This is a genomic window from Prochlorococcus marinus str. MIT 9314, from assembly GCF_000760035.1.
GTDB lineage: Bacteria > Cyanobacteriota > Cyanobacteriia > PCC-6307 > Cyanobiaceae > Prochlorococcus_A > Prochlorococcus_A marinus_B.
The window spans coordinates 36,815-50,437 of record NZ_JNAO01000011.1; the positions used below are offsets into that span (position 1 = coordinate 36,815).

19 protein-coding genes are annotated in these 13,623 nt (G+C 28.6%); 13 read left to right on the forward strand and 6 right to left on the reverse strand.

Features of this window, described 5'->3' with window-relative positions; translation table 11 throughout:
- Window positions 1-226 precede the first annotated feature (226 nt).
- Window positions 227-400 carry a hypothetical protein gene (locus EU98_RS09880; protein ID WP_193743019.1) on the forward strand — a complete coding sequence of 58 codons (174 nt, stop codon included), beginning with the start codon at window positions 227-229 and terminating at the stop codon, window positions 398-400.
- A 108-nt stretch (window positions 401-508) separates the two neighbouring features.
- Here the strand turns inward: EU98_RS09880 and EU98_RS09885 are convergent, their stop codons facing one another.
- Complete coding sequence (locus tag EU98_RS09885) at window positions 509-685, reverse strand: hypothetical protein (RefSeq protein WP_193743020.1); 177 nt, start codon at window positions 683-685, stop codon at window positions 509-511.
- Window positions 686-881: 196 nt separating this feature from the next.
- On the opposite strand from EU98_RS09885, the gene EU98_RS09890 reads away from it, so the two are divergent.
- Together EU98_RS09890 and EU98_RS03410 are read left to right on the forward strand one after the other, a co-directional pair.
- A complete protein-coding gene (locus tag EU98_RS09890) occupies window positions 882-1,052 on the forward strand; it encodes a hypothetical protein (protein WP_193743021.1) in 171 nt (56 codons plus the stop codon).
- Window positions 1,053-1,115: 63 nt separating this feature from the next.
- On the forward strand, window positions 1,116-1,337 hold the full coding sequence (locus EU98_RS03410; RefSeq protein ID WP_032515953.1) for a hypothetical protein: 222 nt from the start codon (window positions 1,116-1,118) through the stop codon (window positions 1,335-1,337).
- A 9-nt stretch (window positions 1,338-1,346) separates the two neighbouring features.
- On the opposite strand, the gene EU98_RS09895 is transcribed toward EU98_RS03410, so the two are convergent.
- Window positions 1,347-1,505, reverse strand: a complete 159-nt coding sequence (locus tag EU98_RS09895) for a hypothetical protein (protein ID WP_179852468.1) — start codon at window positions 1,503-1,505, stop codon at window positions 1,347-1,349.
- Window positions 1,506-1,808: 303 nt separating this feature from the next.
- Here EU98_RS09895 and EU98_RS03405 point away from each other — a divergent pair, with 303 nt between their 5' ends.
- Window positions 1,809-2,393, forward strand: a complete 585-nt coding sequence (locus EU98_RS03405; RefSeq protein WP_025881525.1) for a peroxiredoxin — start codon at window positions 1,809-1,811, stop codon at window positions 2,391-2,393.
- 800 nt (window positions 2,394-3,193) lie between these two features.
- Here the strand turns inward: EU98_RS03405 and ftsH are convergent.
- Window positions 3,194-4,948, reverse strand: a complete 1,755-nt coding sequence (ftsH, locus tag EU98_RS03395) for an ATP-dependent zinc metalloprotease FtsH (protein ID WP_032515955.1) — start codon at window positions 4,946-4,948, stop codon at window positions 3,194-3,196.
- Window positions 4,949-5,079: 131 nt separating this feature from the next.
- Between ftsH and rpmF the strand changes: the two genes are divergently transcribed.
- Window positions 5,080-5,250, forward strand: a complete 171-nt coding sequence (gene rpmF, locus EU98_RS03390) for a 50S ribosomal protein L32 (RefSeq protein ID WP_002805281.1) — start codon at window positions 5,080-5,082, stop codon at window positions 5,248-5,250.
- A 3-nt stretch (window positions 5,251-5,253) separates the two neighbouring features.
- Here the strand turns inward: rpmF and EU98_RS03385 are convergent, their stop codons facing one another.
- Genes EU98_RS03385 through psb30 form a run of 3 tightly spaced genes read right to left on the reverse strand, consistent with a single transcriptional unit; the run spans window position 5,254 to window position 6,421 of the window.
- Complete coding sequence (locus tag EU98_RS03385; protein WP_032515956.1) at window positions 5,254-5,580, reverse strand: DUF565 domain-containing protein; 327 nt, start codon at window positions 5,578-5,580, stop codon at window positions 5,254-5,256.
- On the reverse strand, window positions 5,567-6,328 hold the full coding sequence (locus EU98_RS03380) for an HAD-IA family hydrolase (RefSeq protein ID WP_032515957.1): 762 nt from the start codon (window positions 6,326-6,328) through the stop codon (window positions 5,567-5,569). Before EU98_RS03380 ends, EU98_RS03385 begins: the two co-directional genes overlap by 14 nt.
- Window positions 6,329-6,343: 15 nt before the next feature.
- Window positions 6,344-6,421 (reverse strand): photosystem II reaction center protein Ycf12/Psb30, encoded by a 78-nt coding sequence (gene psb30, locus EU98_RS10215; protein WP_144010216.1) that lies wholly within the window; start codon window positions 6,419-6,421, stop codon window positions 6,344-6,346.
- 82 nt (window positions 6,422-6,503) lie between these two features.
- Between psb30 and EU98_RS03375 the strand changes: the two genes are divergently transcribed.
- The 8 genes from EU98_RS03375 (at window position 6,504) to EU98_RS03345 (ending at window position 13,623) form a co-directional block, all read left to right on the forward strand.
- Window positions 6,504-6,851 (forward strand): YkgJ family cysteine cluster protein, encoded by a 348-nt coding sequence (locus EU98_RS03375; protein WP_032515958.1) that lies wholly within the window; start codon window positions 6,504-6,506, stop codon window positions 6,849-6,851.
- Entirely contained in the window at window positions 6,848-7,174 is a 327-nt protein-coding gene (locus EU98_RS03370) for a TMEM165/GDT1 family protein (RefSeq protein WP_032515959.1), read from the forward strand. The genes EU98_RS03375 and EU98_RS03370 overlap by 4 nt, the downstream gene beginning before the upstream one ends.
- A complete protein-coding gene (locus tag EU98_RS03365; RefSeq protein WP_032515960.1) occupies window positions 7,175-7,486 on the forward strand; it encodes a TMEM165/GDT1 family protein in 312 nt (103 codons plus the stop codon).
- 72 nt (window positions 7,487-7,558) lie between these two features.
- Window positions 7,559-9,781, forward strand: coding sequence for an RNB domain-containing ribonuclease (locus EU98_RS03360; RefSeq protein ID WP_032515961.1), 2,223 nt, complete (start codon window positions 7,559-7,561; stop codon window positions 9,779-9,781).
- Between the two features lie 247 nt (window positions 9,782-10,028).
- Entirely contained in the window at window positions 10,029-10,292 is a 264-nt protein-coding gene (locus EU98_RS10195; protein ID WP_342665653.1) for a hypothetical protein, read from the forward strand.
- Window positions 10,293-10,350: 58 nt separating this feature from the next.
- Window positions 10,351-10,917, forward strand: coding sequence for a DUF2996 domain-containing protein (locus tag EU98_RS03355; RefSeq protein ID WP_032515963.1), 567 nt, complete (start codon window positions 10,351-10,353; stop codon window positions 10,915-10,917).
- Between the two features lie 80 nt (window positions 10,918-10,997).
- Window positions 10,998-12,170 (forward strand): magnesium-protoporphyrin IX monomethyl ester (oxidative) cyclase, encoded by a 1,173-nt coding sequence (gene acsF / locus EU98_RS03350; RefSeq protein ID WP_032515964.1) that lies wholly within the window; start codon window positions 10,998-11,000, stop codon window positions 12,168-12,170.
- Window positions 12,171-12,201: 31 nt separating this feature from the next.
- On the forward strand, window positions 12,202-13,623 hold the full coding sequence (locus EU98_RS03345; protein ID WP_032515965.1) for a TldD/PmbA family protein: 1,422 nt from the start codon (window positions 12,202-12,204) through the stop codon (window positions 13,621-13,623).

Here is a 13,623-nt window from a genome sequence, read left to right on the forward strand (position 1 = left end):
TAATCATCTCTTTAGAGAAAAAATAAGGAGTGTTAGAACTACTAATTTTTTTTTTGACTTCCATATATTGAATCTATCTATTTTTTTTATATGACTTAAAAGGTTATAGTCTCAATATTTTTATATTCTTTTTATGTTTCCTTCATATCTGTTTTTAGCACGTTTGTAAAAAATATTAGTTTATTAAACAATAAAGGCTATATTTAAACAAAATATATGTTTTATCATGAATCTAAAGGAGAGAGGGATTACTGTTGGAGATTTACTAATACTAATAATAATAATAATCACTTCTACATTATTAATTAAATCATTTAGCAAGGATAAGAAAACAACTCTTAATTATAGTAATCAAGAGCAAGTTTCTTATAAGGAAAATTACTATCAAAAATTTATTTGAATAGCTTATATAAATTATTTCTAAAACTCTTAACTAATTGAATTAACTATTAAGTATCTCTTATGTAAATTGCAAGAAAATAATTATCAAACAATGAGTTTATGTATTTTAAATATTTTGATTAAATGATTTAGAACTTTCCCATTTCAAGTTATCCTTTAAATCATTGATATCATTTGATATTGAAACTAATTTAACCATTTGAAGAATTTGACTTTTATTTAGCCTATTAATTACGATTAGTTTATTAAGCATTTCTAAAACAGATTTATCTCTAATATTCATTACTTGTATAAAAAGCTATGATCCTTTGATTCAAATACTTTATCTTATAATTTTAAAAATTTTTCATAAAATTTCATTATATATTTTATGATAAATATAAAAATATTTATAAAATCATCAAAAATAAACCTTTACTTACAAGAAAATATCGTAAGCTCAGTTTCTTATAAATTCGTTTATTGTAAAAAGAAAAACAATGAAAAAAAACTCCAAGAAAGAATACCTTAATAAAGATGAAGTCAATGAAATGATTGAATCAGCTTTAAGGAGACATAATAGAAGATCTACAATAATATCAAGCGTACTTGGCTGGATTCTAATTGGAGGTTATTCATTTGGACTTTTTCAAGCAGTTCAAAATGTCTAATTAATCTTTTCTTTAAATAAGAACTTCCTTAATGATAAATTAATATAAGACTCATTATTATTTATGAGAGAATATATTAAGGCAAATCTTACAGTGATAAGAAAATATTTAAAAAAACGAAAAAAATATACATCAAAATTAAATAATGATTCGATAATGGAAGAATTCAAAGAATGGAGCAAAGATCCATTACCTGAAACAGAATCAATTTGGACTTTACCTGACTTAACTAGGAATGAAAGACTAAAAAATTTTTGTCGCTCAATTAAGAAGGAAATAAGATAAGATAATTTTTTAACTACCTAGTTGTATATGATTTACCTTTAAGTAAAAATAACCCGCAAATCCAACTATATTCAAAATTACAACGAAGATCCAAGCTCCAATTGGCTGATTAGAATCAAATTTTTTTATTTTAACTTTTTCCTTTAGTCTTTCAATATATTTAGCCATAATTAAAAATATTAAAAAGAATATTTCTAATTATAGAGAGTTAAATTTTAAGGAATCTTAAATAAAATAAAATTTCTTTTAATTCGAATTTTTATTGTCAAGCCTGTTAATGGGGTATTTAATTAACTCCTTTTTGAGATTTTTTAAAAGTTTATTGTGATTCAAAATTGTAAATTTCCTAGTAAAAGAATAGTGCCATTTCATTGAATTAAAAAAAAACTTGCTAATTCATTATTAATAAAATTATAATACTTATTACGGTCATTCAGACCATACATAATTTAAATAAGGACAAATTTTTTCATGAGCTTAAGAGTTGGCCAAGAAGCACCAGACTTTAGTGCTACAGCAGTATATGATCAAGAGTTTAAGGAGATTACACTTTCAGGTCTAAGAGGTAAATGGGTTGTTCTATTTTTTTACCCACTAGATTTTACATTCGTATGTCCAACTGAAATCACTGCATTTAGTGATAGATACCAGGATTTCTCGGCACTTAATACGGAAATTCTTGGGGTATCAGTTGATAGCAAACACTGTCATTTAGCTTGGATACAAACCCCAAGAAATGAAGGTGGTATAGGTGATATTAACTATCCGTTAGTTTCTGACTTAAAAAGAGAAATTTGCCAGGCGTACAATGTTCTAAATGATGATGGGGAGGCTGATAGAGGTTTATTTCTTATCAATCCCGAAGGAGTAGTTATGCATACGACTGTTAACAAGGCTCCTGTAGGAAGAAATGTTGATGAAACACTAAGGATTCTTCAAGGTTATCAATACGTTGCGGCAAACCCCGATGAAGTATGTCCAGCAAACTGGACCCCAGGGGAGAAAACAATGTTAGAAGACCCCAAAGGTAGTAAGGAATATTTTTCTGCGCTATAGAAGAATTAGAAACATTTAAGTAAGTATTGAGTAGTAAATAATTATAAAAAAATAAAAAATAAATATATTCAAAAAGTGGATTAAATCCCCTTTTTGAGGTTTTGGCACGATCCAATCGCTCAAATTAGTTTTATATGATAAGAAGGACCACGTATAAAAAGAAATTTCTATGAATATTAGGATAAAAAGATTAATTAAATTTAAGTCATTTAAACCAAAATATCTATAAATATAAAACTGATCATAAACACTAATATTATTAATTTGAAGATGCCAAAGATAGAAAGAAATCAAAATAAAATTTACCAATATTATTTTTTTTAACAGAAACCTAGATTTCTTAAAAATTAATAGGATAGAAATTAAAAATATGAAAAAACTTAACTGGGGAATATCTGGTTTTGGTACATTAACTCCTTCAAGAAATAAATTAAATATAAGATCATAATTTATATATATATAATCAGCTATTAAGTAAGAGAGAAATATTAAATTTATTGCTACTAAGAATAATAATCTTTTTCCTTTAATTATTTTTATATTATGGATTTTATCCCTTTTAAAATTATAGAATGTATAGTTTTTTAGAGAGTTTATATACACAATAGATGGACATATTGCACCGCTCAAATAGTAAAGAATTGAATAAAAGGAAATATTATTAATATCGAGTGAATTCAAATTTAACCATTGTTTTTGTACAAATGGAAGAATAAGTAAAAATGAAAGTGTAACTAATAACTTAGTTGTGTTGTTTTTAATTATCAAGAAAATATTTTTTTTAATTTAAAGCAATTAAATCAAACTTTCAACAATTTAGAAGTTGTTAATTTAAAAACTTCTTTATCTATAGTTTCTTGATTTAAAAGTATATCAACTAATTTATCTAGCAATACTCTATTTTTTTTCAATATTTTTATTGAATTATTTAATGAAATTTTAGAAATATTTATGATTTCATTATCTATTCTAGAACTGGTATTTTCTGCTATAAGAGGCTTTCTTCTAAATAATCCATCTCCTAGATACATTTCATTATTATCAGAATCCATTGAAATTGGACCAATAATTGAAAATCCATATTTTGTAACCATTTCCCTTACGATATTTGTCGCATAAGAGATATCATTTATAGAGCATTGTGTAATTTCACCTTCACCAAAAACTATCGTTTCTGCTGCTCTTCCAGCTAGAGCAATTTCAATTTTTGAAAATAATAATTTTTTTGAAATCAATCCACTAGAAATTACATCTTCGTCAGGGCATATTTTTGTATATCCTCCTATAGATCCAGATCTAGGTAAAATCGTGATTTTATCAACTGATTCAATACCATTTCTCACAGCAGATACAATTGCTCTACCTACTTCGTTATAAGCAATAATTTTTTTCATATTAGGAGAAGTTATTAATGAGCTTCTCAAGCCAATGGTAATTTTATCAAGAGCATTCTCTATATGAAGATCACTGATTAATTTAGATTCGTCTCTTGCACAGTGAATAGCACTCTCGTTCATCAAGTTTGCAAGATCTGCTCCCGAAAATCCAACTGTTCTAGAAGCCCAATATCCTAAGTCAACTTCGCTTGATAGTGGTTTGGAAAGTGAGTGAACTGAGAGAATTTTTTTTCTTCCATCTAAATCTGGAAGCATTACTTCAATTTTTCTATCAAATCTTCCTGGTCTTAATAATGCTGCATCCAAAATATCTGGTCTATTTGTTGCTGCTAAAACAATAATCCCAGAATTATCAGCAAAACCATCTAATTCAGTTAGAAGCTGATTAAGGGTTTGCTCTCTTTCATCATTGCCACCTCCGATCCCGGAACCTCTTTGCCTACCAATAGAATCAATTTCATCAATGAAAATTATACAAGGAGATTTTTCCTTAGCCTTAGAGAATAGATCACGAACTCGGCTTGCTCCAACACCAACAAAAAGTTCTACAAACTCTGATGCCGATATTGAGAGAAAAGGCACTCCTGATTCACCAGCAATTGCTTTAGCTAATAATGTTTTACCTGTTCCTGGTGGGCCTATTAGAAGAACTCCCTTAGGAACTTTTGCTCCAAGATTTTCAAATTTCTTAGGTTCTTTCAAAAATGTTATTACCTCTTTTAATTCCTCAGCGGCTTCAGGAACGCCAGCCACATCATCGAATCTCGTTTCTACATCATCAATAGTTACAAATTTAGCTTTATTTTTGGTAAAACCAAAAGCTCTGGAAGCCAATTTTGATGTACTCCTCAAGATTAAGACTACAGCTAATATGAAAATCAGGAAAAGACTTATTGAAGCAAATGTATTAGCAGCTGAGGCTTCTTTTCTACTATTGTTAATAGTTAGATCTACTTTATTTTCAGTAGCCTTTTCAAGGATTAATTGATCGTTGTAAAGGATAGGTATCTTAGATTTATCGCCATTTTTATACAAAACATCAATTTCTCTCTGCCTAGGATAGAAAAGAATTGATTCTATTTTCCCCGTCTCTATATCTTCTAGAAGATCCGAATAACTTGATTTAGAATCTGAATATGAGAATTTTGATCTAAACACTAATCTTTATAAGTGATTAATAAAGCATATATGCTTATTTAAAAAATTGACGTATATAAACAAAATATACTCAAAAGTTTTGGAGATAACCAGTTACAGGTTATATTATTATATGGAAATAAAGAAACAGAATGGCTGTACCAAAGAAGAAAAAATCAAAGAGCAAAAGGAACCAAAGGCACGCTGTTTGGAAAGGGAAAGCAGCAATAGCAGCTCAAAAAGCTATATCTTTAGGTAAATCAGTTTTAACTGGGAAAGCTCAAGGATTTGTTTATCCTATTGAAGAAGAAGAAGAAGAATAGCTTTTAAGACCCTAGTTTAAATGCTTCAAGTATGACAGCATAAATTGCACCAATTCTTAATTTATCAACTACTGACCATAGATAATAAAACTTCGAACTTGCGGCAGGTTTAATTCTAATAATAATTTCAATAAAAACAATAATTATTGGGACCATTATCAACTCATTTTTACCTTCAGAAATAAATTTTGTAATAAAATTTGCAAACAAAAAATAACCTGTCAAAACAGAAATTAGACCAATAGATTTTGTTCTCCAAGTATCACTTAGAAAACCAAAAAATAAATTATTTAACTGGTAGGTAATTCTTGAAAAATTAGTTTTTTGCATTATTAGAAGACACTAAATAATCACTTAGATAGTTATAGTCAACATATGATTTTTTTAGTTTAGGGCCTTTAATTGCATTTGCCATATTATTCTCATCACCAAGACTGTCTAAAATACAATCTAATTTAATATTTTCTTCAAGAACAATTGGGATATTTGAAGGAACAAAAATTGTCGGCAAGTTAGCTGCCAAAGAAGATTTCAATCCTGGATTGGAGTCTTCAAAAACAATTGAGTTACTTTTGTTTATACCACTTAATTGGATTGCCTTTAAATATGGTAATGGATTAGGTTTTTTTAATTCAACGTCTTCACTTGAAATAATGAACTCAAAAGGGTTAAAGCCATTAAAAAGATATTCAACAAGTAGATTGACTTGAATTCTTGAACTTGAAGTAACAATAAATTGTCTTACTTTTTTTTTATGTAATTCATTTACTAATCTAAAAACACCAGTTTTTAAACTGACACAATTTTTTTTTATAATTTCTAAATAATGAAACTGCTTTGTTTCATGAATTTTGAGAATTAAATCTTTTGAGAAATCATCATTATTAGATTTAGCGTAATAAGCAATCCTATTTTTGCCTCCATTTATCTTCAGAAGTTTTATATATGTATTAGTGTCCCAATTCCAATCAATACAAAGTTCAGTGAAAGCATTATTAAAAGCAGGTAAATGGGCTTCTAATTCAGTATTTGCGATGGTACCATCTAAATCCCAATAAACACCCTCAAGATACGTCACCAAAAAGAATTTATTTTATTTACGGTAAAATACAAGAGCAATTATTGCTGGTCCTGCTAACGCAACTACAGCCAAAGGAATAAGTGTTGCCATGATTAATGAATATGTTTTGTGATACTATTTTTACAAATAAATGAAGAAACTGTACTGATACGTTACAAGATTGAATTAAATCATGAAATCATGGACATGTATAGAAAATTGTGGAGCTTGTTGTAAATTCAACTTGAACGAAAGAAGCGATTTGTCTGACAAACTTAACAAAGAAGATATAGCTTTGATAAATTCGATGACTGCAAGAGACGGTTGGTGTAAAAACCTAGACAGAGAAAATAAAAAATGCTTAATTTATGAAACCAGACCACATTTTTGCCGTGTAAATGAATTTTCAACTACATTTAAGGGATATTTGAAATCTGGTGACAAATTTTTAATAGATTGCTGCAAACAACATATTTCATCAAACTATGGATCCCAAAGTAAAGAGATGAAGACTTTTAAAATAGCTGTTTTAGGAAAATGAATAGTAAATTAGAAAAAAATGAAAACAATTTAGAAAAAAGTTTTTTTTCTATATTTATAACGACTTTTACAACAATCTTTATTGCTGAACTTGGCGATAAAACTCAGATAGCCACATTGATGCTTTCTGCGGAATCAGGCAGACCAATAATTGTTTTTCTTGGAAGTTCTCTAGCATTAATAAGCTCTAGCATAGTAGGAGTTCTTATTGGTAAATGGGTATCAAAAAAAATATCTCCTAGCAAATTTGCTTTATCAACTGGTGCTTTAATGATACTGATAAGTATTTTTTTAGCTTATGAAACATTCAAAAATTATTTATAAATGGTTTTAAGTTTATTACTATCAACTTTTCTAACCGTTTTCGTAGCTGAATTAGGTGACAAAACTCAACTGGCTACTTTAACTATAAGCGGAACTTCAAATAAACCACTAGCAGTTTTTCTCGGGTCTTCTTCAGCACTTGTTATTGCGAGTTTATTGGGAGCTTTAACAGGCGGTTCTATTTCAAGTTTTTTACCCGAAGTTGTTCTTAAATCAATAGCCTCAATTACATTTTTTATCATAGGTATAAGGCTTTTTATCAATTCTTTCACTATCGAAAAAGATGAAAAAGAAGAGAAAGAAAATAATTAGTTTTAAGCTTGGATAATAAGGTGTAATAATGAAGTGTATACCCCTAAATTAATTTATAATTTCATCTAGATCATGTTCACATCATCTTCAATAATTGATAATCTTAATCAGTCAGAAGGGTTAGAATATAAAAAATTATGCAGATTATTAAATATAACAAAGAAATCTGATAAAGATAAATTAGATATTGCTTTAAAAGCCCTAGAAGCACTTGAAATAATTAATAAAAATGAAGATGATGAATATACCTGCATAAAAGATAGTGATCATATAATCGCAAAAATAAGATGTAGTAGCAAAGGCTATTGCTTTGCTGTTAGGGGAAAAGACAAAGAAGATATCTATATCAAGGAAAATCTACTTAACTATGCCTGGAATGGAGATAAAGTTTTAGTAAGGATAATAAAAGAGGGTTATAGAAGAAGATCCCCTGAAGGAATAGTTGATTGTATTCTTGAAAGATCAAATCAAATACTTCTTTCTAAAGTTGAAATAATAAACAATGATGTATATGCAATCCCAATAGACGATAGGATCCTTTCTAAAATTAAACTTCCAAAAGAGAATAAAATATACACTTTCAATCCAGACTACAAGAATATAGTAAAAGTTGAGATTGATAGATTTCCCATAGGTCAAGAAGAAGGACTAGGTCATGTCATACAAGAGCTAAAACTAAACAATAATGAAGAGTATGATACAGACTTTGTTTTATCTAAAAGCAATATCGTTAAATCATACAATTTCAATCATATTGAGTCTAAAAAAATAGAAAAAAGGGAGAGGATAGACCATACAGATAAAAACTCTTATTTATTCAAAAGTTGGAATTCTAATAATTCTCCAATGCTCCCAATGATTCAAATAGAGCAGGGAAAAAATAAAAGTACTAAATTATGGATACATACAAATAATCTTGCAGAAAGAGTAGATCTAAGTAGTAAAAAATCTCTAGAAATATTATTTAAAGGTTCTGAATCTTTGCCCTTATTAAATGATTGGCAAAACTACCTTAGTGAAGAAATAAGAAATGATTCTAAATTTAAATTTGGTGAAAAGAATGAAGCAATAAGCCTCTGTGTGCATTTAAATAGTGATAATGAAATAATTGATTGGTCATTTCATCTTACTTTAGTAAAGTGCTCTCTTATTGTTGGAAGTGATCATACTGACGCGCTTCTATCTAGAAAAAGCAAATCAAGAATTACCTCTCGGGTATTAAAACCTATAAAGGAATATATCGAAGATTTAGATAAAATACTTGAAATTTCATCTTCATTCAGACAAAAACATCTATTGGAGGGTAAGGTTGAAATTCCTGCTCCACTTAATAAAATTGATGCTCTAGAAGAATTTTTTATTCATAATCCAGCTGAATATTCAAAAGGATATTTTGAATCATTAAACAAAGAAGATTGCCAAACATACCTTTCACCAATACTACATGAAGCTAATTTAATATGGTTCAAACATTCAAATCAATATGGCTTAAAAAGCGCAGGGTACATTTCAAACGGAATAGATTACGTTAATGCAAATGAAATCATCAAATATTCAGAATTTATTGATAATGATATAGAGCTTAATGAAGATGGTAATTTGACATTTAGTCAAGTAATCAAATTATGTAGCGACGATAATAAAAAAAGAATCTTACATAAACTTCTAATTAATGAATTTAAGGACAATGAAATAAGCTTGATATCTAAAAATCCTGATAATGATGAATCAGACAAATTATTTATTTCTCCATGGACAATTCCTGGATTTGACTTCACTAATCTTATTAACCAGTACTGTATTGTTAATATGATATTAAATGGTAAAAAATCAAAGAAGAATAATATTAATGCAATCAATATAGCGGAAAGTAATTCATTAGAATTAGTAAATTGGAGTATATTTAATTCATCAATTTCAAAGAATCTGGAAATATTTTTTAACAAGTTTGTTATAGATAAACTTAATGAATACAAGTACAAAGTTAAGCAATATAAATCTAATATGATAAATATAAAAAAAGTAAGAAAAGCAGCAAAATTACAAGGTAATATTTATAGTGGGTTTATATTATCAGTGCAAACATATGGTTTCTTTGTTGAGATATCAGAACTTAATGTAGAGGGTTTAGTACACGTCAGCACTCTTAATAATGATTGGTATGAATATAGATCAAGGCAAAATCTATTAATTGGAAGGAAATCTAAAAAATCATATAAAGTTGGAGATGCAATAGAAGTAAAAATCATAAAAGTCGATATTCTTAAATATCAAATTGATTTAGAATTAACATAAATATTTTTTCAAAAATTATATTATGGAAATATTAACCAAAAAAATTTAAGATAACTTTATTAGAAATATGTTTAAGAAAAAATATTTATTATTAACTCTTTTTTTACTAATAATTATTCAAATTTTATTATATACAAATAATAATCAGAAGACTTCATTCAGATACTTTAAATGGACTCTCCAAGAAGTAAGTATAGGCAAGTTAATCAGTATTTCATTTTTTTCAGGTTTATTTGTAAGCACTTTATTGAATACAACAATAACTAGTACTAGTTTCAGAAAAAAAACATTCGAAAATGTGGAAGATGATTTTGTATCTAATAATATTGAGGAAGAAACGGAACCAAACGTTGAGATGCCGCCACAAAGGGATATTAGAGAAACTCAACCAACGATTTCTGTTAATTACAGAGTAGTCAAAAATATGAATGATAATAATTTTAAAAAAGATCAAAGTTATTCAAATCAGAATATTAAAGATGACTGGGATAGTGCTGATAATGATTGGTAGAAAAAAATTAATTAAAAAATGTTTTTTTAATTTATAATGGGATAAATAGTTTTTTTTTATGGAAGAAAATTTAGACAAAAATAATGAAGTTAATAAAGAAATATCTGACAACATTACACAATCAAACTCTGAGGAAATAAAAGAACCTAAATCAGAAAAAGTTATCAACATAGATATTAATAGTGGTGATTCTGCTACTAAAGTTGTTATAAAAAATGAAATTAATACTCCCGAAAAACCTATAACAAAACCAAAAAAAGATCTCCCAGTAGAGAAAAAGCCTTTCAAAGAATTTATTAATATGCACCTTATTCCCTCACTTACTGAGGAAATTAATCAAAGAGGATTAGAAATAAACAATATTAACCTCACTAACACAAATAGACCTATTGCTGGAGATAAATGTTGGGTAATAAATTGTGAAATTAAAGATACATGTAACTTTTGGTTATCCTTTGAGAAGGATGACATTAGTTCATTAAAAAGTATTTCTTTATCAAAACCTAATCAACAACCCAGTATTATTGAATCCTTTCTTATTGACGAAAAAAGAATTACCCTAAAATTAATAATTTCAAGAGTACTTCAAAGATTGAATGGGCAAAAGTTAATAGGAGTTAATTAGAAAAACAATAACACCAAGTTAACTTTTCCCTCGAAAATACAAATCATAGTAAATAATAGTATTAATAAACCGAATAAAAAATGGCTCAATCAACTGTTGAATCAAAAAATAAAAAAGATATTAATAATGGAAAGATACCAGCAAAAGAAACAATTTTGTCCCCAAGATTCTATACAACAGACTTTGAGGCTATGGAAAATATGGATTTATCAATAAACGAGGAGGAATTAGAAGCTATTTGTGAGGAATTTAGGAAAGATTACAATAGACATCATTTTGTAAGAAATAGTGAATTTGAAGGCGCTGCAGAAAAATTAGATACTGAGACAAGAGAGCTTTTTGTTGATTTTCTCGAGGGAAGTTGTACATCAGAATTTTCAGGTTTTTTACTTTACAAGGAACTTAGTAAGAGAATTAAAGTCAAAAACCCTCTACTTGCTGAATGTTTTGCTCATATGGCCAGAGACGAAGCAAGACATGCAGGTTTTTTAAATAAATCAATGAGTGACTTTGGACTTCAGTTAGATTTAGGTTTTTTAACAGCCAATAAAGATTACACTTATTTCCCTCCAAGAAGTATTTTTTACGCTACTTATTTATCCGAAAAAATAGGTTATTGGAGATACATAGCAATTTATAGGCATCTCGAAAAGAACCCTGATAGCAAAATTTTTCCACTATTTAATTACTTTGAAAATTGGTGTCAAGATGAAAATAGACATGGGGATTTCTTTGACGCATTAATGAAAGCACAGCCACGTACTGTTAAATCATTAAGCCAAAAAATTACCATTGGCGGCTCTACTTTTACACACCCATTATTCGACTACTTCCATAGGTTTAGATATTTCTTGAATAATCTTCCATTAACATCCAAGTTATGGTCAAGGTTCTTTCTATTAGCTGTATTTGCAACTATGTATGCAAGGGATTTGGGAATTAAAAAAGATTTCTACAGTTCTTTAGGTTTAGATGCCAGAGATTACGACCAGTTTGTTATTAATAAAACAAATGAAACTGCAGCTAGAGTTTTCCCTGTAGTAATGGACGTTTATGATAAATCTTTTTATGGAAGATTAGATAAAATAGTAGAGAATAATAAGGTTCTTTCTGATATTGCAAACAGTGATGAAAATAAAGTATCTAAAACTTTTAAAAAAGTACCTAAATATTTATCAAACGGTTACCAGTTATTAAGACTATACTTATTAAAACCTCTTGATAGCAAAGATTTCCAACCTTCGATTAGATAATCTTTAATACAGAGAAGATTTATAGACTCATATGCTTACGTCACAAATCAAATCAAATGAAATCGTTTTTGGTAGTTGCAATAAAGATTTATTAGAAGAAATCATTTTCTACGGAATTAAACTTGGTGCTGATTTTGTAGAAATATTTATAGAGAATACTGACAACTCAAGCGTGTTAGCAGAAGAAGATTTTATTACAAGTGTAAGTCCATCATTTGGAAAGGGTGCTGGCATTAGAATTTTCAAGGGAAAAAAGGATGGATTTGTAAGTACAAATGATTTAACAAAGCATGGCTTGATGAGATCGGTATCTCAGGCTATTGAGATGTTAGACATAACAGACAACAAAAAAGAACTATTTAACGGTTTAAATAAACATAGGGACTATAGTTTATCCAAGAAAAAATGGATTAATGAAGTCCCATCTATTCATGAGATAAGTGAAAAACTACTAGTTAGCACAAAGTCTTTAAAAAAAAATAATAAAATAATAACTAGGAAAGGAAGTTACTCAAGAAATCTTCAAGAAGTAATTATAGCCTCCAGTGACGGAACCTATGTCTCAGATATTAGATTGCATCAAACAGTTGGTCTCAACGTAATTGCAAGTGATGCCCAATATAGATCTAGTGGAAGTAGAAGATTTGGATCGTCAGGAATGCCTAATGAATTTAGATTATGGGATCACGAAAAAGCAGCTAATGATGTGTTTGAAAGTTCAATGAACATGTTGTATGCAGATTATGTTGATGCAGGACAAATGCCTGTTGTATTAGCTAATAAATTTGGTGGCGTTATATTCCATGAAGCCTGTGGTCATTTACTTGAAACTACTCAAATAGAGAGAGGAACAACACCATTTGAGAATAAATTGAATGAAAAAATTGCACATGAATCTGTAACAGCAATAGATGAAGGGATATCAGAAGGATCCTTCGGTTCATTATCAGTAGATGATGAAGGTATGGAACCCGAAAAATCAGTTCTTATAAAAGATGGAATTTTAAAAAAATTCATATCCGATAGGGCAGGTGAATTAAGAACTGGCCATAAAAGAACAGGAAGTGGAAGAAGACAAAATTATTCTTTTGCTGCAGCTTCAAGAATGAGAAATACTTATATAGCTAAAGGTGAGCACTCTAAAGAGGATTTAATCAATAGTATTAGTGAAGGGCTTTACTGCAAATCAATGGGTGGTGGCAGTGTAGGTGCTACAGGACAATTTAATTTTGCGGTAGAAGAAGGATATCTTATTAAAAATGGAAAATTAACTAGTCCAGTAAAGGGAGCAACATTGATCGGTGAGGCTAAAGAAGTTATGCCAAAAATATCAATGTGCGGAAATGATCTCGAATTGGCTCCTGGATTCTGTGGATCCATTAGTGGAAGTGTCAACGTAACTGTTGGCCAACCTCATATTAAGGTTGATTCAATAACAGTTGGCGGAAGATAA

Excerpts from the sequence above, each read along its gene's own strand:
- EU98_RS03410 (WP_032515953.1), top strand. The coding sequence starts at position 1,116 with ATGAGAGAATATATTAAGGCAAATCTTACAGTGATAAGAAAATATTTA.
- rpmF (WP_002805281.1), top strand. The coding sequence starts at position 5,080 with ATGGCTGTACCAAAGAAGAAAAAATCAAAGAGCAAAAGGAACCAAAGG.
- EU98_RS03385 (WP_032515956.1), bottom strand. The coding sequence starts at position 5,580 with ATGCAAAAAACTAATTTTTCAAGAATTACCTACCAGTTAAATAATTTA.
- EU98_RS03370 (WP_032515959.1), top strand. The coding sequence starts at position 6,848 with ATGAATAGTAAATTAGAAAAAAATGAAAACAATTTAGAAAAAAGTTTT.
- EU98_RS03355 (WP_032515963.1), top strand. The coding sequence starts at position 10,351 with ATGGAAGAAAATTTAGACAAAAATAATGAAGTTAATAAAGAAATATCT.
- EU98_RS03405 (WP_025881525.1), top strand. The coding sequence starts at position 1,809 with ATGAGCTTAAGAGTTGGCCAAGAAGCACCAGACTTTAGTGCTACAGCA.
- psb30 (WP_144010216.1), bottom strand. The coding sequence starts at position 6,421 with ATGGCAACACTTATTCCTTTGGCTGTAGTTGCGTTAGCAGGACCAGCA.
- EU98_RS09890 (WP_193743021.1), top strand. The coding sequence starts at position 882 with ATGAAAAAAAACTCCAAGAAAGAATACCTTAATAAAGATGAAGTCAAT.
- acsF (WP_032515964.1), top strand. The coding sequence starts at position 10,998 with ATGGCTCAATCAACTGTTGAATCAAAAAATAAAAAAGATATTAATAAT.
- EU98_RS03345 (WP_032515965.1), top strand. The coding sequence starts at position 12,202 with ATGCTTACGTCACAAATCAAATCAAATGAAATCGTTTTTGGTAGTTGC.
- EU98_RS03360 (WP_032515961.1), top strand. The coding sequence starts at position 7,559 with ATGTTCACATCATCTTCAATAATTGATAATCTTAATCAGTCAGAAGGG.
- EU98_RS03365 (WP_032515960.1), top strand. The coding sequence starts at position 7,175 with ATGGTTTTAAGTTTATTACTATCAACTTTTCTAACCGTTTTCGTAGCT.
- EU98_RS03375 (WP_032515958.1), top strand. The coding sequence starts at position 6,504 with ATGAAATCATGGACATGTATAGAAAATTGTGGAGCTTGTTGTAAATTC.
- EU98_RS09885 (WP_193743020.1), bottom strand. The coding sequence starts at position 685 with ATGAATATTAGAGATAAATCTGTTTTAGAAATGCTTAATAAACTAATC.
- EU98_RS09895 (WP_179852468.1), bottom strand. The coding sequence starts at position 1,505 with ATGGCTAAATATATTGAAAGACTAAAGGAAAAAGTTAAAATAAAAAAA.
- EU98_RS09880 (WP_193743019.1), top strand. The coding sequence starts at position 227 with ATGAATCTAAAGGAGAGAGGGATTACTGTTGGAGATTTACTAATACTA.